The organism is Campylobacter armoricus (assembly GCF_013372105.1).
In the GTDB taxonomy this organism is placed as follows: Bacteria; Campylobacterota; Campylobacteria; order Campylobacterales; family Campylobacteraceae; genus Campylobacter_D; species Campylobacter_D armoricus.
Window position 1 is genome coordinate 1,035,187 of record NZ_CP053825.1, and the last position, 23,361, is coordinate 1,058,547.

At 28.6% G+C, this 23,361-nt stretch carries 24 protein-coding genes; 16 read left to right on the plus strand and 8 right to left on the minus strand.

All coding sequences use genetic code 11. The features are described from left to right. Position 1 precedes the first annotated feature (1 nt). The 7 genes from CARM_RS05365 to yajC are packed head-to-tail and all read right to left on the minus strand — an operon-like array spanning position 2 to position 7,467. The gene (locus tag CARM_RS05365; RefSeq protein ID WP_139425805.1) at positions 2-1,369 is read right to left on the minus strand and encodes a hypothetical protein; all 1,368 of its coding nucleotides are present in this window, start codon (positions 1,367-1,369) and stop codon (positions 2-4) included. Between the two features lies 1 nt (position 1,370). Next, on the minus strand, positions 1,371-1,868 hold the full coding sequence (gene lptE, locus CARM_RS05370) for an LPS assembly lipoprotein LptE (RefSeq protein WP_139425803.1): 498 nt from the start codon (positions 1,866-1,868) through the stop codon (positions 1,371-1,373). Beyond that, entirely contained in the window at positions 1,865-4,294 is a 2,430-nt protein-coding gene (gene leuS, locus CARM_RS05375; protein WP_139425801.1) for a leucine--tRNA ligase, read from the minus strand. The genes lptE and leuS overlap by 4 nt, the downstream gene beginning before the upstream one ends. Before the next feature lie 9 nt (positions 4,295-4,303). Continuing rightward, the gene (locus CARM_RS05380; RefSeq protein ID WP_139425800.1) at positions 4,304-4,645 is read right to left on the minus strand and encodes a DUF6394 family protein; all 342 of its coding nucleotides are present in this window, start codon (positions 4,643-4,645) and stop codon (positions 4,304-4,306) included. A gap of 2 nt (positions 4,646-4,647) precedes the next feature. Next, positions 4,648-5,619 (minus strand): protein translocase subunit SecF, encoded by a 972-nt coding sequence (secF, locus tag CARM_RS05385; RefSeq protein WP_139425798.1) that lies wholly within the window; start codon positions 5,617-5,619, stop codon positions 4,648-4,650. Then, the gene (secD, locus tag CARM_RS05390; protein ID WP_139425796.1) at positions 5,619-7,199 is read right to left on the minus strand and encodes a protein translocase subunit SecD; all 1,581 of its coding nucleotides are present in this window, start codon (positions 7,197-7,199) and stop codon (positions 5,619-5,621) included. The genes secF and secD overlap by 1 nt, the downstream gene beginning before the upstream one ends. Next, positions 7,192-7,467 carry a preprotein translocase subunit YajC gene (yajC, locus tag CARM_RS05395; RefSeq protein ID WP_012661754.1) on the minus strand — a complete coding sequence of 92 codons (276 nt, stop codon included), beginning with the start codon at positions 7,465-7,467 and terminating at the stop codon, positions 7,192-7,194. Before yajC ends, secD begins: the two co-directional genes overlap by 8 nt. Here yajC and CARM_RS05400 point away from each other — a divergent pair. Continuing rightward, positions 7,437-8,759, plus strand: coding sequence for an apolipoprotein N-acyltransferase (locus CARM_RS05400; protein ID WP_139425794.1), 1,323 nt, complete (start codon positions 7,437-7,439; stop codon positions 8,757-8,759). The two genes, yajC and CARM_RS05400, sit on opposite strands and share 31 nt — an antisense overlap. Positions 8,760-8,769: 10 nt before the next feature. On the opposite strand, the gene metK is transcribed toward CARM_RS05400, so the two are convergent. After that, positions 8,770-9,963: a methionine adenosyltransferase gene (gene metK, locus CARM_RS05405; protein ID WP_139425793.1), complete on the minus strand. Its 1,194-nt coding sequence runs from the start codon at positions 9,961-9,963 to the stop codon at positions 8,770-8,772. Positions 9,964-10,095: 132 nt separating this feature from the next. Between metK and sstT the strand changes: the two genes are divergently transcribed. The 15 genes from sstT (at position 10,096) to flgC (ending at position 23,361) form a co-directional block, all read left to right on the plus strand. After that, positions 10,096-11,322 (plus strand): serine/threonine transporter SstT, encoded by a 1,227-nt coding sequence (gene sstT, locus CARM_RS05410; protein ID WP_412842198.1) that lies wholly within the window; start codon positions 10,096-10,098, stop codon positions 11,320-11,322. A 9-nt stretch (positions 11,323-11,331) separates the two neighbouring features. Beyond that, entirely contained in the window at positions 11,332-12,210 is an 879-nt protein-coding gene (locus tag CARM_RS05415; RefSeq protein ID WP_139425791.1) for an aspartate carbamoyltransferase catalytic subunit, read from the plus strand. A 3-nt stretch (positions 12,211-12,213) separates the two neighbouring features. Next, complete coding sequence (locus CARM_RS05420; protein ID WP_139425789.1) at positions 12,214-13,935, plus strand: M3 family oligoendopeptidase; 1,722 nt, start codon at positions 12,214-12,216, stop codon at positions 13,933-13,935. Beyond that, positions 13,928-14,374, plus strand: coding sequence for a hypothetical protein (locus CARM_RS05425; protein ID WP_139425787.1), 447 nt, complete (start codon positions 13,928-13,930; stop codon positions 14,372-14,374). The genes CARM_RS05420 and CARM_RS05425 overlap by 8 nt, the downstream gene beginning before the upstream one ends. Continuing rightward, positions 14,371-16,434 (plus strand): ATP-dependent helicase, encoded by a 2,064-nt coding sequence (locus CARM_RS05430; RefSeq protein ID WP_139425785.1) that lies wholly within the window; start codon positions 14,371-14,373, stop codon positions 16,432-16,434. The genes CARM_RS05425 and CARM_RS05430 overlap by 4 nt, the downstream gene beginning before the upstream one ends. Then, complete coding sequence (gene truB / locus CARM_RS05435; RefSeq protein ID WP_139425783.1) at positions 16,431-17,249, plus strand: tRNA pseudouridine(55) synthase TruB; 819 nt, start codon at positions 16,431-16,433, stop codon at positions 17,247-17,249. Before CARM_RS05430 ends, truB begins: the two co-directional genes overlap by 4 nt. Next, positions 17,243-17,470, plus strand: a complete 228-nt coding sequence (gene csrA, locus CARM_RS05440; RefSeq protein ID WP_012661763.1) for a carbon storage regulator CsrA — start codon at positions 17,243-17,245, stop codon at positions 17,468-17,470. Before truB ends, csrA begins: the two co-directional genes overlap by 7 nt. Then, entirely contained in the window at positions 17,467-18,219 is a 753-nt protein-coding gene (locus CARM_RS05445; protein ID WP_139425781.1) for a 4-(cytidine 5'-diphospho)-2-C-methyl-D-erythritol kinase, read from the plus strand. The genes csrA and CARM_RS05445 overlap by 4 nt, the downstream gene beginning before the upstream one ends. A gap of 2 nt (positions 18,220-18,221) precedes the next feature. Next, positions 18,222-18,677, plus strand: coding sequence for an SsrA-binding protein SmpB (smpB, locus tag CARM_RS05450; RefSeq protein WP_139425779.1), 456 nt, complete (start codon positions 18,222-18,224; stop codon positions 18,675-18,677). A gap of 9 nt (positions 18,678-18,686) precedes the next feature. Then, the gene (locus tag CARM_RS05455; protein WP_139425777.1) at positions 18,687-19,304 is read left to right on the plus strand and encodes a TlpA disulfide reductase family protein; all 618 of its coding nucleotides are present in this window, start codon (positions 18,687-18,689) and stop codon (positions 19,302-19,304) included. Then, on the plus strand, positions 19,288-19,581 hold the full coding sequence (locus CARM_RS05460) for an ATP-dependent Clp protease adaptor ClpS (protein WP_139425775.1): 294 nt from the start codon (positions 19,288-19,290) through the stop codon (positions 19,579-19,581). The genes CARM_RS05455 and CARM_RS05460 overlap by 17 nt, the downstream gene beginning before the upstream one ends. Next, the gene (locus tag CARM_RS05465; protein WP_139425773.1) at positions 19,578-21,707 is read left to right on the plus strand and encodes an AAA family ATPase; all 2,130 of its coding nucleotides are present in this window, start codon (positions 19,578-19,580) and stop codon (positions 21,705-21,707) included. Before CARM_RS05460 ends, CARM_RS05465 begins: the two co-directional genes overlap by 4 nt. Next, entirely contained in the window at positions 21,682-22,323 is a 642-nt protein-coding gene (aat, locus tag CARM_RS05470) for a leucyl/phenylalanyl-tRNA--protein transferase (RefSeq protein WP_139425771.1), read from the plus strand. Before CARM_RS05465 ends, aat begins: the two co-directional genes overlap by 26 nt. 101 nt (positions 22,324-22,424) lie before the next feature. Beyond that, the gene (flgB, locus tag CARM_RS05475; protein ID WP_039668590.1) at positions 22,425-22,856 is read left to right on the plus strand and encodes a flagellar basal body rod protein FlgB; all 432 of its coding nucleotides are present in this window, start codon (positions 22,425-22,427) and stop codon (positions 22,854-22,856) included. A 10-nt stretch (positions 22,857-22,866) separates the two neighbouring features. Further along, positions 22,867-23,361 (plus strand): flagellar basal body rod protein FlgC, encoded by a 495-nt coding sequence (gene flgC, locus CARM_RS05480; RefSeq protein ID WP_039618718.1) that lies wholly within the window; start codon positions 22,867-22,869, stop codon positions 23,359-23,361.

Here is a 23,361-nt window from a genome sequence, read left to right on the forward strand (position 1 = left end):
TTTAAGCTTTATCGATTAATTCTTTTAAAATATCGCCATCACCAAATTCTTTTTTTTCTATATAAGATGATGAGATTACAAGTTTAACCACTTCTTCTTTATAAATAAATTTATAATCATCTATAAGTTTTAAAGATTTCTCTGTATAAACTTGAGCTGCTTGTATATTTTGTCCAGGAAAAATAATCAAATAAGAACTTTCATCTAAAATCCAAATTTCTTCAGAACCTTTACATAAATCTTTTAATATTTTTTTAAATTTATCACTGATAGTTTTAAAGCTATCAATTCCATAAGCATTGATTACATGTTCTATATTATTAATCTTAAAAAAGCACAAAGCATAATTAACAGCATAAAGTTTATAGTTTTCATCTAATTTTTTTAACTCTTTGGCTAAATTCCATTGCTCTCTTTGTTCATCATCACTTGTTGCTTGGATTTGAGTTTTAATTTGTGCAATTTGTTCATTAGCATATAATAATTTATCTTTTAAAATATCGAAATTAACTTGAACATTTCCATTTTCATCTTTCGTAAGATTATTAATAAATTTCACATCTTCTTGGCTATTGTCATAAAGCTTAGCCACCATTTCATTTAAGCTTTCTAAATGTTGATTGAAAAAAGAAAGATTTTTTTGTATATAATATTTATCTATTGCTTCTTTTTTTTGCAACATTAAACAATACTCATGTGCAAATTCTTTTCTAGCAATTAACCTAGGATTTTCTTTTAAATTTTGTTTAAATTGCTCTACCTCTTTGCTTTCTCCAAATAAAGGCTCCAAAGAAGCAAGTAAAAGTTCAGCTTGTTTTTCATAAGAACGCTCTTTTAACATACTGATAAGTTTTTCCACCAAAACATGAAAATCCAAAAAAGAGCGTATGTTAAATTCCTCTAGTTTTTTTAAAAGCTCGTTATCTTCATAGCTTTTTTCTAATTCCCGCCATTTAGCTCTTAAAAGATATATAGTTTCTATATCCATAGCTTGTGATAATCTATGTTGAGTAATTTGAGCTAATTCTTTAATTTTTTTGTCTTTGCTTATACCAAGCTGATGTATGATAAGCTCAAGCAATGCATATACATCTTCATATTTTCTACTAACTTGCCTATTAAGCCTAGAAACTAGATACATTAAAAACTCATCAATCGTACGGATACTTTTTCTTTTTAATTCTTGTCTATAAGAATCATCTAATAAATTAGTATATTTTTCTATTCTAGTCTTGTTAAAACTTGCCACTCCAGCTTTTTTAGCACATTCTTCAAAAACTTCACTATAATTTTCAGGAGTTGGATATAGCTTGCGTTCTTTTAATTTTATTAATGTTTCTTTAGCAATTTCACTAATATGACTTGCCATTTTATCTATAACCCCTAATAGCTATAATAGAAACAAATTCATCAAATGCTTCGCTTGAAGCGTTTTTAATTGCTTCAAATCTAGCTTGATCACTAATGATAGAGTTTGGATTAATATCAAAATTATAACTTCCTCTTGTATTTATAATTTCTTCTTTTCCATTTTTATAACGCAAAATAAATTCCAAATAAAGCTGTGCTTTATAATTAATTACATAACCATTTTTATCATAGACCATAGGATGAAAATCTAGTTTTTTCATTGTAACAATAATAGAACTATCTGCATTATACTCATCTGTTATTTTCCTACCAAGCTTGTTAAGCATTGTTTCTCTTAAAATATCTGTGATATATACACTATTTTCAGGATCTTGCTTGCTAATGTTAATTTTTAAAAATACATTTTCGCCCAAAACCTTACTTGCCATCTGCGAAGATGGAATATATCCACAAGCTATGATGAAAAACGCAAAAAAAGATACTAAATATTTTTTCATTTAATCACCAAATTTACCAATTTATTATCAATGTAAATTTCTTTTACTATAGTCTTTCCTTCTAGCCATTTACAAACACTTTCTTTTGCCAAATTTAAAACTTGTTCTTTGTTAGCATCTGAAGATATTTCTATTTGTGCTCTTTTTTTACCATTGACACTAATAGCTATAGTAAAACTATCTTTAACAAAAACTTCATCTTTTAATTTTAGCACTTTAAAATTCTCACACTTAAACAAATATTCACTAAGTTCAAAACACACATGAGGGATAATTGGTTCTAAAATATTTAAAATAATATAAAAAGCCTCTCTTGAAACTTCTTTATGACTTATAGCATTTAAGGCATTTAAAGCTTCCATACATGCAGCTATCAAAGTATTAAAAGCAAAACTTTCTTCATAAACTTCAAAAGATTTTTTCAAAGCTTCATATACTTTTAATCTAGCATATTTTTCTTCTTTATTTAAGCTTTGGTGGTCAATTTCTTTTAATTCTCCACTTTCTAAACTCATAGCCTTTTCATAAAGCCTATTGATAAATTTAAACGCACCCTCTAGTGCACTATCGTTCCATTCAAGTTCTTTAGCAGGTGGTGCTGCAAAAAGTATAAACAATCTTGCACTATCTGCCCCATATTTTTCTATAATATAATCAGGATCAACCACATTCCCCTTAGACTTACTCATCTTAGCACCATCTTTAGTGACCATTCCTTGGGTTAAAAGTCTATTAAAAGGTTCATCGTCTTTTAAATACCCCAAATCTCTAAGTGCTTTTTGGAAAAATCTAGCATAAAGTAAATGTAAAATTGCATGTTCAATCCCGCCAATATATTCATCAACATTCATCCAATAATTTACACTTTTTTCATCTATTGCTTTTTCTTTCCAAGTTTTATCATTACTTGCAAAACGCGCAAAATACCAAGAACTTTCAAAGAAAGTATCTAAAGTATCACTTTCTTTTTGTGCATTTTTTCCACATTTTGGACAAATACATTCTTTCCATATCTCATGCTTATCAAGTGGATTTCCCTCTCCATTTATCACCACATCTTCAGGCAAAGTAATAGGTAAATTTTCTATTTTTTGAGGAACTATGCCACAAGAGTTACACTTAATCATTGGTATAGGGGCACCCCAATACCTTTGTCTAGAAACACCCCAATCACGAATTTTAAAATTTGTAATCCTTTTACCAATTCCTAAAGATTCAAATTTTAAACTAATTTTTTCTCTAGCTTCATCACATTCTAGTTGATCAAATTCACCGCTATTAACCAAAACACCTTCTTTTAAAGTATAACATTGTGTATCATTTTCATCTTTATAAACTACTTTTTTTATAGCTAAACTATAAGTTTTTGCAAACTCATAATCTCTTTCATCATGAGCAGGCACGCTCATAATAGCACCGCTACCATAATCACTTAAAACAAAATTTGCTATCCATAAAGGAATTTTCTCACCATTTAATGGATGAATTGCATAAAGATTTAAAAAATATCCTTCTTTACTAGCAACTTGTCTTTGGCGTGGTGTTTGATTTTGTATGTTTTGAATTTTTGTTATAACATCTTGATCTAGCAATTTTTTATCAATTAATTCATTTACTATTTCATGATCAGGTGCTAAAGCTATATATGATACCCCATAAATAGTCTCAGCTCTTGTAGTAAATACATTAATTTTTTTTGCACTTACTTTATCATTTTCTTCTAAATCAAAATCAAAGCTAAGTCCTATACTTTTACCAATCCAATTTTCTTGCATAGTTAAAACTTGACTTGGCCACTTTCCTTCTAGTTTTTTAAGATCTTGTAATAACTCATCTGCATAAGCAGTGATTTTAACATAATATCCTGGCATTTTTTTTCTAACAACTTCATGTCCACAACGCCAACATTTACCATCTTCAACTTGCTCATTTGCTAAAACAGTTTTATCATTCTCACACCAATTAACTTCAGCTTCTTTTGTGTAAATCAAATCTTTTTCATACATTTTGATAAAAAATTCTTGCTCAAATTTAGTATATAAAGGATCAGAAGTAGCAAACATTCTTTTTTTAGAAAAAGAAAAACCTAAAGATGCAAGTTCATTTTGCATATAATCAATGTTTTCATAAGTCCATTTTTTAGGATGGATACCATGTTTAATTGCAGCATTTTCAGCAGGCATACCAAAACTATCAAAACCTATAGGATGTAAGACATTAAAACCTTTTTTTCTATAATATCTAGCCATAGCATCGCCTATGCTATAATTTCTCACATGTCCCATATGAATTCTACCGCTTGGATATGGAAACATAGATAAAATATATTTTTTAGGTAAAGAAAAATCATCTTTTGGTTCAAAATACTCTTTATCTTGCCAAATTTTTTGCCATTTTTTTTCTATTTTACCTGCTTCATATGCCATTTTTTGCTCCTAATTTTCTTCTTGATTTTTCACTGAATCTACTATAACTAAAATCATTGAAAAAATATTAGCTATTAAGGCTCCTATAGCTAAAGTATAAACCATCACATTGGCACTAGGATTAATTTGGATTAAAACAAAAGCTGGAATTAAATGCAAATCAGCAACCAAAGAACTTGCAAATAATTCTGCTGCTAAGAAATTTCTAACTCCAATTTTTAATAAAGTAGAAACTAAATTCACACAAGCTGCAACAAACAACGCAACTTCATTTTGATCATATAAAAAACCTGCGGTTGTTGTTAAACTCATTAAAGCAAAAAATATATATATAACCTTACCCCAGTTCATTTTTACACCGTTCCTTTTTCATACATGGATCTTAATTTTTCTTTTTCTTGTTTCTTTTTTAATTTTTCTAATTCTTTTTGACGATAGTTCATAACACTAAATTTAAACCATAAAAGTGCTGGACTTGCCACAAATATAGAACTTGCAGTACCTGCTACAATACCTACTATCATTGTTAATGCAAAACCTTCTATCATAGATCCACCAAAGAAATAAAGCACAACAACAGTGATTAAAGTTAAACCTGTAGTTAAAGTAGTTCTTGATAAGGTTGCCGAGACAGATTCGTTAATAATTAAATCAAGCTTTGAATTTTTGCTTGTTTTAACACCTTCTCTAATTCTATCAAAAATAATAATTGTATCATTTAAAGAATACCCAAGCACAGTTAAAACAGCCGCTAAAATATCTAAATTTACATCTATTTCAAATAAAGCAATAGCACCTAAAGTGATAACTATATCATGAATTTCACACACAATAGAAGCCATAGCAAAACGCCATTCAAATCTTACTGCCAAATAAATCAAAATAGCAATTAAAGAAATTCCTACTGCCATAAGTCCTTTATTACGCAGCTCATCTCCTACTTTTGGACCTACCACATCCACACGACGCACTTCAAATTTACCTGTATCTTTTAATAAATTCGCAACACTTTGTCCAATATCACTTCCTAAACTATCACTACTTCCTGAAAAACGAACAATCACTTCATTTGCACTACCAAACTCAGTTACACTAGCACCTTTTAAATTTTCATTGACAGCTAAAGCTTTACGAATTTCAGCTAAAGGAGCCTTTTGCTCATATTGAAGTTGCACTAAGGTTCCACCGGTAAAATCAATACCAAAATTTAAACCTTTGGTAAAAAGGATAAAAATAGAACCAAAAAATAAAATAAAAGATAAAGAGATGGCTGCAAATCTCATTCTCATAAAATCATAAACATGTTTTTGACTAAAAAATTGCATCAAGGTCTCCTATATCCAAACCATAATCTTGTATTATTACTTTTTTCCATACGATTCATAAACATTTCAAACATACCATGCGTTCCCACAATGGCAGTAATCATTGAAACTAAAATTCCTATACTTAAAGTTACTGCAAAACCTTTTACTGCACCTGTTCCATAAGCATAAAGAACTATTGAAGTAATAAGTGAAGTAATATTTGAATCCAAAATTGCACTCATTGCGTGTTTATAACCACTTTCGACACTTTGTCTTATACTAGCACCTTCTCGCAATAATTCTCTAATTCTTTCATTAATAATAACATTTGCATCAACTGCCATACCTACAGTTAAGACAAGTCCTGCCATACCTGGTAAAGTTAATGTGGCTCCAAACATAGCCATTACAGCAATGATTACTAAAATATTTGCAACCAAAGCAATATTGGCAAAAATTCCTGCTATACCATAATATATCACCATAAAAGCAATAACCAATATAGAAGCACCTGCTAAAGCTATCATACTCATTTTAATACTATCAGCACCTAAAGATGGACCAACACTTCTTTTTTCAAGCATTTTAACTGGCGCCAAAAGCGCTCCACTTCTTAGAGCAATAGCCACATCATGAGCTTCTTCAACACTAAAACTACCGCTAATTTGACCACTACCTCCGCCTATTCTTTCATTGATTCTTGGAGCTGAATATACTTTATTATCTAAAACTATAGCTAAGCGTTTTCCTACATTATTTCCTGTGTAATCTCCAAATTTTTTCGCACCTTCTGAATTTAAAGTAAAATTAATCACTGGAAGATTATTACTTTGTGCAAAACCTACTTTAGCATCTGTTAGCATAGAACCATCAAGAATAGGTATGGATTTTACAAGATATTTAATTTGAGGATTTTTAGCATCTTCTAAAATCAAATCTCCGTATTCAGCCGCTTGGCTTGGAGTAAGATTATTTACTTGATCCATTCTAACATCATCAACTTCCATTAATTGCAAATGCGCAGCTTTTGCAATAAGCTCTCTAGCTCTAGCCTCATCTGCGGCAGTTTTTATACCTGGAAGTTCCACAAGAATTTTATCTTCACCAGATCTTGCAACATTTGGCTCTGCAAGACCAAATTGATCAAGTCTATTTCTAATAGTTTCTACAGCTTGCAAAATAGCTTGTTCATGAGTTTGTTTGATTTCTTCTTGGGTTAAAGAAAGCATGTAGTGTAAATTTTCATGTGTAATAGCTAAACCTTTAATATCTTTTAATAATAAATCGACTTTAGCCATATCATTTTCATCTAATAAGGTAAATTCAATACTAGTATCATTTACTTTGATTTTATCGACAATAATATCTTCTTTATTAATTGAATAACTAAGAGAAGAAGCTATAGATTTAACCTTTGATTTAACAGCCTCTTCCACTTCTACACCCAATAACATATGCAAACCGCCTTGCAAGTCAAGCCCTAAATTGATCTTAGCACCACTTTGGGTTTGCATAAAAGAAGGTATAGAAAAAACAAGTCCTATAAGAAAAACTACAAAGAAAATAATACTTCTGTAAGTAATTTTTCCACTACGCATCAATTTTCTTTGCTATAAAATCTCTAGAAATTTTTACAACTACATTTTCATCGTTAAGCTTAACTTTGATAAAATCTTCTTCTGGTTTTACCACCTCGCAAATTATCCCACCATTTGTGATGATTTTATCTCCTTTTTCTAAAGATAAAACCATTAATTTATGGTCTTTTGCTTGTTTTTGTTGTGGTCTAATAACCAAAAAATAAAAAATCGCAAAAAGCACAATGAGAGGCAACAATGAAGTCCAAATATTTCCGTTTTCTGCCATTTCTTCCCCTTTTTTTTAAATTCATAAATTCTAATTCTACCATTTTTAAAATAATAAAAGCCTTTTTTTCTGCACTTTTATTATCAAATTTTATTTATTTTTCTTTTTTTGAAAATTTATTTTTTGAATTTATATCACCTTTTTTAAGTATTTATGGTTTAGTTTTACTATTAAGAAACAAAAGCATAATTGGATATTTTTATACTGGATTTTTTATAGGAATTTTGTGGTTTTGGTGGATAGGTCTATCTTCAATTTACTTTAATCTAGTTTATTTAATCCCTTTAGAAATTTTATTAATTGGTGTTATTTATGGAATTTTATTTTTAATATGTTTTTTTCTTAAATATGATTTTTTAAGACTTTGTGGAATTTTCTTGCTTAGTTTTGTTCATCCTTTTGGCTTTGATTGGTTAAATTGGGGTGTTTTAAGTGTATATGGGATCTTTGATGCAAGTTATCAAGGTATTATAACTATGTTTTTAATTGCTTATTTTTATTATGAAAAATATATTTCAAGATATTACAAAATAGCAATCATTCTAATTCTTATTCTAATCGGCGTACAATACAATCAAAAACAACCACAAACACTAAATTTAGACTATAAATTAATCCAAACTACTATCTCTCAAGATCAAAAATTTATACAAGAAAATTTACAAGCCCATTCTAAAGAAATTTTTTATCAAATAAATCAAGCTATAAAAGAAGATAAAGAAGTGATTGTTTTTCCAGAAACTGCCTTTGCATTTGCCCTAAATAAAGCACCAAGCTATTTACAAAGTCTAAAAGAACTATCAAAACAAATTATTATCATCACGGGCGCTATTAGTGCCGCGCCTAATCATCTTTATAATAGCACTTATGTTTTCAATAATGGAAAAATAGAAGTTTTCAACAAACATTATCTTGTGCCTTTTGGAGAAGAAATTCCTATATTTAAAAACTTTTTTAAAAAATACCTTTTAAACATTGATGAATTTTCAAAAGGAAAGGAATTAAATCAATACAATCTAAACAATCAACTCATCACCAATGCTATTTGTTTTGAAGCCACCAAAGAAAAACTTTACAAACACTCAAAAATCATCATAGCTATTTCGAATAATGCTTGGTTTAATTTTTCAAGTGAATACAAATTACAAAATTTTCTAATGCGTTTTTATGCAAATAATTACAATGTCAGTATATATCATGCGGTTAATGGAAAAGAAAATGCAGTAATAAAATCTAAAGAAATGTTGGTTGTGAAAATAAAAGAAAAATTTTTAAAGAAAAATGAAGCTTAAAAGCTTCATTTTATAGTGTTTTAAATTCATCAACCGCATCTAATTTTTCCCAAGGATAATCAGCCTGCCCCACTTGACCACGAGCAGCTACATCAGCATACATAAAAGTATCTTTACTAGGTTTATCAAGATTAAATTTATTTTTAATCCAATTTGGTGTCAAAGGGAAAGTTTTCATTACAAAATCACTTAAAATATCATCATTTAATCTTGTATTTGTTCCCATACAATCCACACTCACAGAAGTTGGCTTGGCCACACCTATAGCATAGGAAAGTTGTACTATACATTTTTTAGCAAGACCTGCTGCTACTATATTTTTTGCAAGCCATCTTGCAGCATAAAGTCCGCTCCTATCTACTTTTGTGTAATCTTTAGAAGATTGTGCACCACCGCCTATTGGAGCATAACCTCCAAAACTATCCACTATAAGCTTTCTTCCTGTTAAACCACTATCGTGTAACGAGCTATGATTTACATATTTTCCAGTAGGATTAATCAAAATTCTTGTTTTTTCTGGACAAAAAAGTTCTTTTGGCAAATTTGAATCTAAAATTAATTCCATCACTAAAGCTCTTAAATCTTCAATCTTCATATTTTCAACACAAGGAGCTGAAACTACAATAGTATGAATTCTTTGTGGTTTGCAATTTTCAAAATTTTCTTTATTTGTATAATCAATTGTAACTTGAGTTTTAATATCTACCCCAAGTTTATCGGGATTGTTTTTTGCAAACTCATAAACTTTATCACAAAGCATTCTCGCATAAGAAATAGCAGCCGGCATATATTCTTTTGCTTCATTACTTGCAAAACCAAACATTATCCCTTGATCACCTGCTCCAATTTCTCCATCTTCTTGATCAACACCTTGATTAATATCAGGACTTTGTTCATTTAAAAACACCAATACATCCAAATCATCAGGATGTAAGCATTGTTTTTTGTTAAAATGGGGATGTCCATCATAACCAATGTCTGCTAGAGCCTTTTTTACGATATTTTCATAATCTTGTTTTTCTAGCTTATGTTTTGATTTAATCTCACCACCAATTACTACTTTATTTCCTGCTACAAAAACCTCGCTAGCAACTCTTGAATCTTTATCATGAGTTAAAAACTCATCTACTATACTATCAGCTATAATATCAGCACATTTATCAGGATGTCCTGCACTTACAACTTCAGAAGTAAATAAATACATAATCTTTACATTCCTTAATTAATAAAATATTTATAGTATCTTATCACAAGCTAGCTTAAAAATCAAAAAGCTTATTTAAGCTTTACTTTGTTAGAATAAATTAAAATTTAATCACTACAAAAAAGGTAAAAAATGAATATATTTTCTTGTGCAATTAAACGCTATAAAGATGGAAATCTTATTTTGCAAATTTGCATAGGTATTATTTTAGGAATTTTAATAGGTGTATTTTCTAAAGACTTAGCTATTTTTGCAAATATCTTTGGTGCTTTATTTACAGGTGCATTAAAAGCTATAGCACCAATTTTAGTTTTTATTTTGGTATTAACAACTATATGCACAAAAGAATTTAACCACGGAAGTGAAAAAATCAAACATATTATTTTTTTATATATATTTGGAACTTTTTTAGCTTCTTTAAGTGCGGTTACCATAAGTTTTATTTTTCCTATAGAGCTTGTATTAACCGATATTGAAAAAGCTTCTTCTACAAGCCCAACACATATAGGTGAAGTATTTAAAACATTATTATTTCAAATAGTTGATAATCCCATTCATGCTTTATCTTCAGGAAATTATTTAAGTATTTTAGCTTGGGCTATAGGTGGAGGTTTTGCTCTAAGACATTGTTCAAATGATGCAAAACAACTTTTTACTGATATCAATGAAGGTGTTTTAAAAATTGTTAAATTCATAGTCAAACTTGCTCCTTTTGGAATTTTTGGACTTGTAGCAAATTCAGTTGCTCAAACAGGAGCAGCAGGGCTTTTAAGCTATATGAAATTATTGATAATTTTAGTTTTAACTATGTTTTTTGTAGCATTTGTAATTAACGCTTTAATCGTATTTGCATATACAAAAAAAAATCCCTATCCTTTAATTTTTATATGTTTAAAACATAGTGCTGTTTTTGCATTTTTCACAAGAAGTTCTGCTGCAAATATCCCTGTAAATATGGCTCTTTGTTCTAAGTTAAATATCAATAATAATCTATATAGTATTTCCATTCCGCTAGGAGCCACAATTAATATGGCAGGAGCAGCTGTAACTATAGCTATACTAAGTCTTGCAGCAGCTCATACGGTAGGTATTGAAATAAATTTTTTACAAGCTATGCTTTTAAGTGTTTTAGCTGCCTTTGCAGCTTGTGGAGCCAGTGGTGTTGCTGGAGGTTCACTTTTACTCATTCCTTTAGCTTGCTCTTTGTTTAATATTGATTATGATATAGCTATGCAGGTAGTTGCGGTTGGTTTTATCATAGGAGTTATCCAAGATAGTGTTGAAACTGCATTAAATAGCTCTACCGATGTTTTATTTAGTGCAATTTGTTCAGATAATGAGCTTAATTTAAAAATTTAAGGAGGACTTATGAGGCATTTAATTACTACGAAAGATTTTAGCAATGATGAAATTTTGGCTTTATTTAAAGAAGCAAAAGAATTTTTAGATGAAAAACCACGCACATTTTTAGAAGGAAAAAGTGTTACAACTATATTTTTCGAAAATTCAACTCGCACTCAATCAAGCTTTGAGACAGCTGCAAGAAGACTAGGTGCTAGAGTTTTAAAACTAGATGTTTCAAGAAGTAGCTCTAGCAAAGGCGAAACACTTTTTGATACTGCTGCAAATTTAGATGCGATGGCACCAAATGCTATTGTAGTCAGACATAAAAATTCAGGCGTTCCTCATACTTTAGCAAATTATACTCATTGTCCTATAGTTAATGGAGGTGATGGTAAACATGCTCATCCTACTCAAGCTTTACTTGATCTTTTTACTATAATGGAGCATTTTGACTATAATATTAAAGGTAAAAAAATAGCAATAGTAGGAGATATTAAAAACTCACGCGTTGCTGCTTCAAATTTAGAATTATTACCTCGTTTTGGTATAGATATTACCCTAGTAGCCCCACCTCATTTTATGCCAAATTATCCTATTAATAAAACAAATAAATTAAAAGAAGTTATTGAAGATATAGATATCATTATGAGCCTTAGAACGCAAACCGAAAGACACAATATACCAACCTATGCATCGCTTAAAGATTATGCAAATGATTTTTGTATTAGCAAAAACTTAATTAAAGATAAAAATCTCATCATCTTGCATCCTGGCCCTGTCCATAGAAATATTGATATTAGTGATGAAGTAATGGCTGATAAAAGATGCAAGGTTTTAACCCAAGTTAAAAACGGCGTTGCTATTAGAATGGCTGTATTAAAAAAACTCATTTTAGAAAGTTAAACCATGCAAAATTGGAATTTAAGTGTATTATTTAAAGATGAACAAGATTTAAATCTTTTTTTACAAAAAACTCAAAAAAAAGCTTATGAATTTAAAAAACAATATGAAAATAATCTTCATAGTTTAGACAATGAACAATTTTTACAAGCTTTAAAAGGCTATGAGGAGTTAATCTTAAAACTTTCTCACATACTAACTTATGTATATTTAAACTTTGCTCAAGATACTACCAAAGGTGCTTTTTATGCAAAATATGAAAATTTAAGCAAAAAGATAGAAGAAAATCTTTTATTTTTTGAGCTTGAATTTTGTGAGCTTGAAGAAAATAAAAGTAAAAGTTTTATAAAATTTTGCAAAGATTATGAGTTTTATCTAAACAATCTTATCAAACATAAAAAACACAATCTTTCTAAAAAAGAAGAAAGAGTTATACTTATTTTATCAAGCACAGGTTCTAATGCTTTTGCAAGATTGTTTGATGAAACTTTTAGTACTTTAAAATTTAATCTCGAAGGACAAAAGCTAAGCGAAGAAGAAATTCTAAGCAAACTTTATGATAAAGATAGAAGTATTAGAAAAAAAGCTTCAAAATGTTTTAGCAAAACTTTAAAAAAACAAAACAAGCTTTTAGTATATATTTTCAATATGATTAAAAGTGAGCTTGCTAGCATTTGCGAGTTAAGATCCTATGAAGATCCAGAAACTCCAAGACATATAAGAAATCAAATTTCTAAAAAAAGCGTCAATGCCTTAATTAATGCTAGTGAAAATAGTTTTGATATAGTCTCTAAATTTTATAATGCAAAGAAAAAAATTCTAGGCTATAAAAAGTTAAAAGATTATGATCGTTATGCGCCCATTGGCAAAGAAATGCAAGTTGATTTTAATGAGGCAAAAAATATAGTTTTAAAAGCTTTTGAAAAATTTTCTAAAGACTTTTATATGATAGCAAAAGAAGCTTTTGAGAACAATTGGATTGATGTTTATCCTAAAGAATTTAAACAAAATGGTGCTTTCTCTCATTCAAGTACTCCACTAAGTCATCCTTTCATACTTTTAAACTACACTAATCAAAGACGCGATCTTTTTACTCTAGCACATGAGTTAGGACATACTATACACCAAAAGCTTTCTTATAAAGTAAGTTTTTTAAATCAAGATACACCTTTAACCACAGCTGAAACTGCTTCGGTATTTGCTGAAATGTTAATTTTTGATTATATTAAAGAAAATTTAGACAAAGAAGAACTTTTGTCTTTATATGCTGCAAAAATTGAAGATATTTTTGCTACTCTTTATAGACAAATTAATTTTACTACTTTTGAGCGTAGATTTCACGCTAAAAAAGAAGAATTAAGTGCTCAAGAAATAAGTGAAATTTGGCTTGAAGAATCAAGAAAAATGTTTCAAGATAGTGTAGCTTTAACCAAAAATTATGCTCTTTGGTATTCTTATATTCCACATTTTATACATTCTCCATTTTATTGTTATGCTTATGCTTATGCACAACTTTTAGTTTTAGCACTTTATGGATTATACAAAAGTGGCAAATGTCCTAATTTTACTCAAATTTACATTGAGTTTTTAAGTAGTGGTGGAAGCAAAAGCCCAAAAGAACTTGTAGCTATGTTTGGTTTTGATATAGAAAATGATGAGTTTTGGAATATAGGCTTAAAGCAAGTTAGAATATTAGTTAATGAATTTTTAAGGCTAAGCAATGATTGATAAAATTTTAAATAATAAAAGTTTTATAAGTTTAATGCAAAAAAGTATTTATGAATGTTTGCAAATTTTAATCCAAGAAGATGTTGAATTTAACATTATAGTCAATACCAAATTTGTTACACTTGAACCTCCTTTGCCACCAGAATTAGATGTAGTAAGCAAAAATCCTTACTGCATTTTTGCACTTGGAGGCTATACTTTTAAATCTATAGTTTTAACAAATGAACATATGGAATTTCATGCGGGTTTTGGTCCTGATGATTTTGCAACTTTTGTTAGAGTAGATTTAGGCGCAATTACTCAAATTCAAGTTGAAGATAATATCATTTTTGTAAATTTTTCAAACTATTTTAAAAAGCAAAATGATCAAAAATTAAAAGAAAAATCCATGAACGCTTTTTTAAATAATCCTAATAACAAAGACTTGCTAAAAAGATGAGTTTTTTTGAAGATTTAAACGATAGCCAAAAAGAAGCTATTATGCACATTGATGGGGCTATGCTTATACTAGCAGGTGCAGGCAGTGGAAAAACTAAAACCATTACCACTAGACTTGCTTATTTGATTGATCATGTGGGCATTCCTGCGCAAAATACCCTTACACTAACCTTTACAAACAAAGCTGCTAATGTAATGAAGACAAGAGCCTTGGCTCTTTTACAAAATCAAAGTTTGCATAATCCGCTTTTATGTACTTTTCACAAATTTGGCTTATTGTTTTTAAGATTATATAGTGAAAGAATTTCAAGGGCAAATAATTTTGTCATTATTGATACAGATGATAAAAAGAAAATTTTAAAAGATTTAGCTAGTGAAAATTTAAAAAGCTCATTAGCTAGTATCGGAGCTTATATTTCAAATTTTAAAAATCAAAGTAAAAGTGCTGAAGAAATTCGCAAAGAATTAGACTTTTTAAAAGATGAAAAAAATAAAAATTATGAAGAAATCATTCATATTTATGAGCAATATGAACATTTTTTAAAGCAAAATAATTTTATGGATTTTGATGATTTACTAATGCTTACTAATAAAATTTTAGAAGATGAAAATTTTGCCAAAGAGCAAAGCCAAAAATATAATTACATTACAGTAGATGAGTATCAAGATACTAATACTTTGCAATATCAAATTCTAAAAAAACTTTGCTCAGCTCATGAAAATATCTGCGTAGTGGGTGATGATGATCAAAGCATTTATGGATGGCGTGGGGCTAAGATAGAAAATATCTTAAATTTTAAAGAGCAATTTCATAATGTAAAACTAGTCAAACTAGAGCAAAATTACCGCTCAACAAGCGCTATTTTGCAAGCTGCAAATGAACTTATAGAGCATAATAGAAAAAGATTAGGAAAAACTTTAATCTGCACCAAAGATAAGGGTGAAGAAATAACAATTTTACAAAATGATGATGAAAAAATTGAAAGTTTTAAGGTTGCTAGAGAGGTTTCAAAGCTTTTAAATTCAGGAATTAATCCTGGTGAAATAGCCATACTTTATAGAGTAAATGCACTATCTCGCGCTCTTGAAGAAGCTTTTAGTAAAGAAAAAATTCCTTTTAAGTTACTAAGCGGAATTCGTTTTTATGAAAGAGCTGAAATTAAAGATATTATTTCATATTTAAGATTGCTTTCAAATTTAAATGATGATTATTCTTTTAAACGCATCATTAATCGTCCTAAAAGAAATTTTGGCAACGCGAGTTTAGAAAAATTAGAAAACTACGCTAAAGAAAACCATTTATCTTTATTTGAAAGCTTATGTGTTTTACAAGGAAGTGGATTTTTTAGCAAAAAAACAGATAATGAAATAGAAAAATTTATATTAAGTATGCATAAAATCAAAGAAAAAAATAATTTACTTGCAATGATTTTAGCTTTAGAAGATGAGTTTAAAATAAAAGAATTCTATAAAGACAATCCAGAAGGCGAAGATAAGCTTTTAAACATAGATGAACTTTATGCAAATTTAAAAGATAAAATTTCCCATGGAAACTATAATAGTTTAGACGATATTTTGAATGAAATTTCATTATTAAACGAACAAGATGGACTTGATAAAGAAAGTATTTGCATTATGAGTATTCACGCTAGCAAAGGACTTGAATTTGATCATGTTTTTATTATAGGCTTAGAAGAAGGATTTTTTCCATTAACTAGCGACACAAGCAATATAGAAGAAGAACGCAGACTTGCTTATGTAGCTATTACAAGAGCAAAGAAAAAGCTTTATTTAAGTTATGCAAATTCTAGATTTTATAAAGGGAGTCGCACAAGATTAGAAAAAAGTAGATTTTTTGGCGAAAGCAATGTAATGAAAAAAGAACTAACACTAGATTATCAAAGAAATTCTTACAAAAAAGGGGATTTAATTAAACATAAAATTTTTGGTATAGGCAGGGTTACTAGTGTAAGTAAAATAGGAAATGAAGAAAAACTCACCATTAATTTTGGAGGCATAGAGAGAATGATAATGTCAAGTTTTGTGGAAAAAGCTATATGAATAAACTCTTTGTAGCTTACAAACCAAGCGGTATGAGTTCTAATACTTTCCTAAGCAAACTCAAAAAAAAATATAAAAATAAAAAAGCAGGTTTTTCAGGAACACTTGATCCTTTTGCAAAAGGAGTTTTGTTAATAGCATTTGGACAATATACAAAATTATTCCGTTTTTTTGATAAAAATCCAAAAATTTACAAAGCAACACTTTGGTTTGGTGTGCATTCTTTAAGCCTTGATAATCAAAATATCAAAGAAATTACTCTCACATATACTTTTGATAAAGAAAAACTAGAACAAATCAAAAATGAGCTTTTAGGAAAAATTACCTACACACCACCCGCATATTGTGCAAAAAAAATAGATGGCATAAGATCTTATGAATTAGCTAAAAAAGGATATGAAGTAAATTTAAAGCCATGCATTATGGAAGTTTTTTATACCAAAATTTTACACTATAATCATCCATTTTTAACTATAGAAATTGCAGTAAGCGAAGGCTCTTACATACGCTCATATTGTGAATTATTTGCTAGAAAACTTGGTATTAATGCAACTTTAAGCTCACTAGAGCGTTTAAGCGAGGGAAAGTTTTTTTATGAAAACGAAAAAAAATTAAATCCTTTAGCTTTTTTAAATATTAAAAAAAATACGATAAAATATCCCTATAAATTATACAATGGACAAAAAATATTTTTGGACGATTTAGAATTCCAAGAAGAAGGTAGCTATATTTTAGAAGAAAAAGATTTTTTTTCTATCATTTCTATCCAAGATAATCAAGTGCAATATTATTTAAACAAGGTATTAAAATGTTAATTTTATCAAGAAAAGAAAATGAAAGTATAAAAATCGGAGATGATATAGAAATAAAAGTAGTTCAAACGGGTAAAGGTTATGCTAAAATAGGTATTGAAGCCCCAAAGTCTTTGATGATACTACGCAAAGAACTTATCGAGCAAGTAAAAAGTGAAAATTTACATGCAATTAGCGATGAAACGATAAAACTTGATGATCTGAGTAAAAAGCTTAAAAAATGAAAGCTTACGCAAAAGCTAATATTTTTTTAAAAATCACAGGGATTGATTCAAGATCTTATCATTTACTACAATCGCGTTTTGTTTTATTAAAAAATATTTTTGATGAATTAGAATTTAGCAGTGAAAAAACTAAAGATGGTTTTGAAATTATAGGAAATTTTACACAAGATACCATCATACACAAAACTTATAAAGAATTAGAAATTTTAGGATTTTCAAATGAGTTAAATGAGTTTTTTAAAAACAAAAGCTTAAAACTTATTAAAAATATCCCTATAGGCGGAGGGCTTGGGGGAAGCAGTACCGATGCAGTGGCGTTTTTGCTTATGATAAATGAGACTTTAAATTTAAAATTATCAAAAAAGCAACTTGAGCAAATTTGCCAAAAACTTGGCTCTGATTTAATCTTTTTTTTAAGTGGATATGGTAGTGCAAATGTTAGCGGTTGTGGTGAAATAGTTGAAAATTTTGAAGATGATTTTAATGAATTAAAATTTATTTTTCCAAATTTTGAATGCTCAAGCGCTAAAGTTTATCAAGCATTTGATAGGAGTAAATACGATTTACAAGCTAATATAAAATTAGCCAAAACACTCAAAACACTCAAAATAAGCGAAATTTTAGAGTTCAAAAATACTGATTTAAACGACTTATTTGTTCCTTGTGTAAAAATTTATCCTAAAATGCAAACTTTTCTTGATGAGGCTTATTTTTTAAGTGGAAGTGGAAGTGGAGTTTTTAAGGTTTAATAATGAAAAAAACTATCGTAAAAAATAAAAAAGCTTTTTTTGATTATGAAATTTTAGAAAAATTTGAAGCGGGTATTGTTTTAAAAGGCTCTGAAGTAGTAGCACTAAGAGCTTTTAGAGCTAACTTAAAAGATTCTTTTATTCGTATTATCAAGGGTGAAATTTTCTTGCTTAATGCTCATATTTCTCATCTTAGTACAACGCATTCTTTTTACAAGCATGATGAAAAGGGTGCTAGAAAACTTTTAATGCATAAAAAACAAATCGATAAACTTTTTGGAAAAATCAGTATCCAAGGTTTTACTATAGTTCCTTTAGAATTTTATTTTAATGAAAAAAATAAAGTTAAAGTTTTAATAGCACTTGCTAAAGGTAAAAATTTACATGATAAAAGAGAAAGTTTAAAGAAAAAACAAGCAGATCTCGAAGCAAGAGCTGCTATAAAAAATCATTTTTAAAGGAAAATTATGAAAAAAACTACTTATTTATTTTTAACTTTTATTTTTGCACTTTTTATTAGCGCTTGTTCTAGTGAAGAAAAAATCGAAAATGATTTTATTTTTGCAGAATACAAAATGGGTGATGAAATCCTTTTAAAAAGCATAAATGGTGGAGAAAAGACATTAATTAGAACTCAAAATGGTTTTATTGTAAAAGGAGAAGAAAATAAAATTTTAATGTTTGATTTTTTTGGAACCTTTTGCACCCCGTGTCAAGAAGAAGCACCACATCTTACTAATTTATGGCAAAAAAATAAAGAAAATTTTACAATCATAGGGCTTAGTCATTTTGAAAATGTCAGCGATCAAGCTGTAAAAGATTTTGCAATAAAATATGGCGCATATTATTTTCTAAGTAATTCCAAAGAAAATGATAGGATTGTAGCACAAGCATTAAAAGATATTAATTATCAAAATATGGAACAATTGCCTTTTAAAGTGGTTTTGAAAAATGGAATTTATCAAGACTTAACAGATTTTTGGAATAAGGATTCAAAAAATTATGTGAAATATTATCTTGGAAAAATTTCTATCCAAACTATGCAAGAAGATATTGCTAGGATAATCAATGAATCTAAAAAATGAAATTTTAGAACAACAAAAATTAGCAGAACCCAAAATGTTTAAAGTTTTGCTTTTAAATGATGATATAACCACTATGGACTTTGTAATAGAAGTTTTAATGAATATATTTCATCATGATTTTGAAAAAGCAAGTATGATAATGCTTGAAATTCACCACCAAGGAAGTGGTGTTTGTGGCGTATATACAGAAGAAATTGCACTTAGCAAAAAACAACAAGTTGATATAGCTGCAAAAAACAATAATTTTCCACTCCAAACAAGGATAGAAGAACAATGAAATATAAAGAATTGATTGATTCGTTTATACCAAATGCAAGACATTTAAGCTTTATCAATCATCACGAATTTATCACTTGCGAACATTTACTTTTTGCATTAGTTAAACTAAGCAATGATTTTAAAAATTTACTTGAAGAAATCGGAGATGGAGATTTACAAGGCTTTGAAAACGATCTAAAAAACTATCTAGCAAAAAATAATGAGATTTTAAAAAAAGAAATAGAACCTATTTTTTCTGTAATCTTAGAAAATATATTACACAAATTAAATGCAAAAAAACAAACAAGTGTAGTTGATTTCATCATTGCACTTTGCAAAGAAGAAAAAGCTTATTCTTGCAATATTTTAAAAAAACATTTAATCGAAGAAGAAAAATTACAAGAATTACTACAAAGTGCAGAATTTGAAAATCTAAAAACCCACACTACCGAGCTAGTTGAACTTGCAAAAAAAGGTAAAATAGATCCTGTTATAGGTAGAAGATTTGAATTAGAAAGAATGATGCAAATTTTAAGCAGACGCAAAAAAAACAATCCTATCTTAGTAGGCGAACCAGGAGTTGGAAAAAGTGCGGTTATAGAAGGATTAGCATTAGCTATAGCAGAAGAAAAAGTTCCTAAACATTTAAAAAATTCAAAAATTTATAGTCTTGATATGGCAAGTTTGCTCTCTGGTACAAAATATAGAGGCGATTTTGAAAAAAGACTAAAAGATATTATTAAAGAGTTAGAAAATATCCCTAATGCTATTTTGTTTATAGATGAAATTCACACCATAGTAGGAACTGGTGCAAGCAATGAAAGCCATGCAGATATGTCAAATTTATTAAAACCTGCATTAAGCAATGGAAATATAAAATGCATAGGTGCAACTACTTTTATAGAGTATAAAAATACTTTTGATAAAAACAAAGCTTTAAGTAGAAGATTTGCTAAAATTGACATAGATGAACCAAGCGAAGAAGAATGTTTTTTAATCTTGCAAGGTCTAAAAAGTAAATATGAAAATTTTCATAAAATCAAACTAAATGATGAAATTTTACAAACGAGTATAAAACTTGCAAAACAATTTTTACATGATAAATTCTTACCAGATAGCGCGATTGATTTAATTGATGAACTAGGTGCAAGTTTTGCTTTAGAAGATAAAAAAAGTAAAAAAATAGTAAAAATAAAAGATTTAGAAAACACTTTAGCTAGAATGACACATTCTCATAAAATTTACGAAAGCGATCAGAGTAAAATTTTAAAAAATCTCGAACTAAACTTAAAGCAAAATATATTTGGTCAAGATGAAGCCATCAAAGCCTTGTGTTCTACCTTAAAACAAAGTTATGCAGGATTAAAAGGCAAAAATACCCCAAAAGGTGTGTTTTTATTTACTGGTTCAAGCGGCGTTGGTAAAACTGAACTTGCTAAAAATTTAGCACAAATTTTAAATTTAAATCTTGAAAGATTTGATATGAGTGAGTACTCGCAAAAACATGATGTTAGTAAGCTTATAGGAACTTCTGCTGGTTTTGTGGGTTATGAAGATGGCGGATTGTTAAGTAATAGCATTAGAAAAAATCCTTTTAGTGTAGTTTTATTTGATGAAATAGAAAAAGCTCATCCAGATTTAACTAATACATTTTTACAAATTTTTGACAATGCAAGCTTAACAGATAATAGTGGTCTAAAAGCTGATTTTAAAAATACTATCATCATTATGACTTCTAATTTAGGTTTAAAAGAAAGTAATGAACTTGGTTTTTTAAGTAACGATAAAGAAAAAAGTAACAAAGCTATAAAAGACTTCTTTGCACCTGAATTTATCAATCGTATAGATAAAATCATACATTTTAATAACTTAAATCAAGACATTTTAGAACAAATTGTTCAAAAAGAACTTGATTTAATCGCTACAAATTTAAATAATATCACCATAGAAGCAGATAAAAAAGTAAAAGAATTTCTTGCCAAAAAAACTAATAATAATGAATTTGGAGTGAGATTACTAAAACGAATTATCTCAGAAGAAATTGGTGAAAAATTAAGTGATGAGATTTTATTTGGAAAATTAAAAAATGGTGGCAAACTTAAACTAAAACTTTCTAAAAATGAAAAAATCGAATTTATATTCTAAGCTCTTAAAAAGCCCTGATGATGCACCTGTTTTTATCAGTGAAAAACTAGAGGTAGATTTTATACCTTATGCATATAGCTTAGGGCTTTTTCCATGGACAAGCAATCCTGTTACTTGGTGGTGCCCTTCTCCTAGAATGGTTCTTTTTCCAGAAGAAGTTCATATACAAAAAAGCATAAAAAAAGCTTTAAAAACTTATGAAATAAAGCTTGATTTTAATTTTAGCTCTATTATAAAACTTTGTGCTTTAAGAAAAAAAACTTGGATAAGTCAAGAATTTATACAAGTTTATACAAAGCTTTTTGAGCAAAATTTAGCTCATAGTGTTGAAATTTATGAAAACGATACGCTAATTGGCGGTTTATATGGACTCATTATAGGAAAAATGTTTTTTGGTGAAAGTATGATAAGTCTTAGAAAAGATACCTCAAAAATAGCATTAATAAAACTTTGCGAACTTTTAAAACCTTATGATTTTTTAATAGATTGTCAAGTACCTAATGAGCATTTAAAATTTATGGGTGCAAAAGAGATGTCAAAAAAAGATTTTTTAACTATATTAGAAAAGAGAATTTCTCTTGAAAGTGGCTTTGAAAATTTTAAAAATTTACTATAAAAAGATATACTTATAAATACACAAAAATACAAAATTACATAAATATTTTTGGAATAGTTTTTGCTTTTATTTTACAAAAGCTTTATTTTAAAGGAAAAATTATGATAAGCCCTTTTAAGTCAAAAGAACTTATTGTTGATGCTTTAGCAGGAAGAAACCTAAGAAGTCAAATGATTAATTCTAACCTTGCAAATGTTGATACTCCTTTTTATAAAGCAAGAGATATAGAATTTGAAACTGCTTTAGTAAATAGAGCAAATGAAATTTTCAAAAAAAAAGATACCAAAGAACTTGAGTTAGCAAGCACCAATGCAAATCATCAAAAACCATGGAAATTTCCAGATCCAAATAAATCGACTATTTATTTAAGAGATGGACATTTGGCAAGAAATGATGCAAACACGGTAGATCTTGATGTAGAAACTACTGAAATGAGCAAAAATACTATGATGATTACAGCTTTAGATGGTGTTTTAAGAAGACAAAGTAATATTTTTTCAACCATCATTGAAACAAGTTCTAAGTTAGGCTAGGAGAAAAATAATGGCTTATTTAAGTGATTTTGATATTAGTGGATATGGACTTAGCGCACAACGCTTTAGAATGAATGTAATTAGCTCAAACATAGCTAATGCAAACACCACAAGAACAGCAGAAGGTGGACCTTATAGAAGAAGAGAAGTGATTTTTAAAGCAACTGATTTTAATGAGTTATTAAATAAACAAATAGCTAAAGATAATAATTTTTTAGAATACGAGAACCCTTTAAACGATCCAGCTTCACAAAAAGATGCAAAACCTGCTATAATGAGCGTAGTGGTTGATAAAGTAGTAAGAGATGATAAAGATTTTCGTATGAAGTTTGATCCATCTCATCCTGATGCAAATGAGCAAGGTTATGTTGCATTCCCGAATATAAATCCTGTCATCGAAATGGCTGATTTAATAGAAGCAACAAGAGCTTATCAAGCAAATGTTAGTGCTTTTACAAGCACTAAAACTATAGCGCAAAGTGCGATAGATTTACTAAGAGGTTAA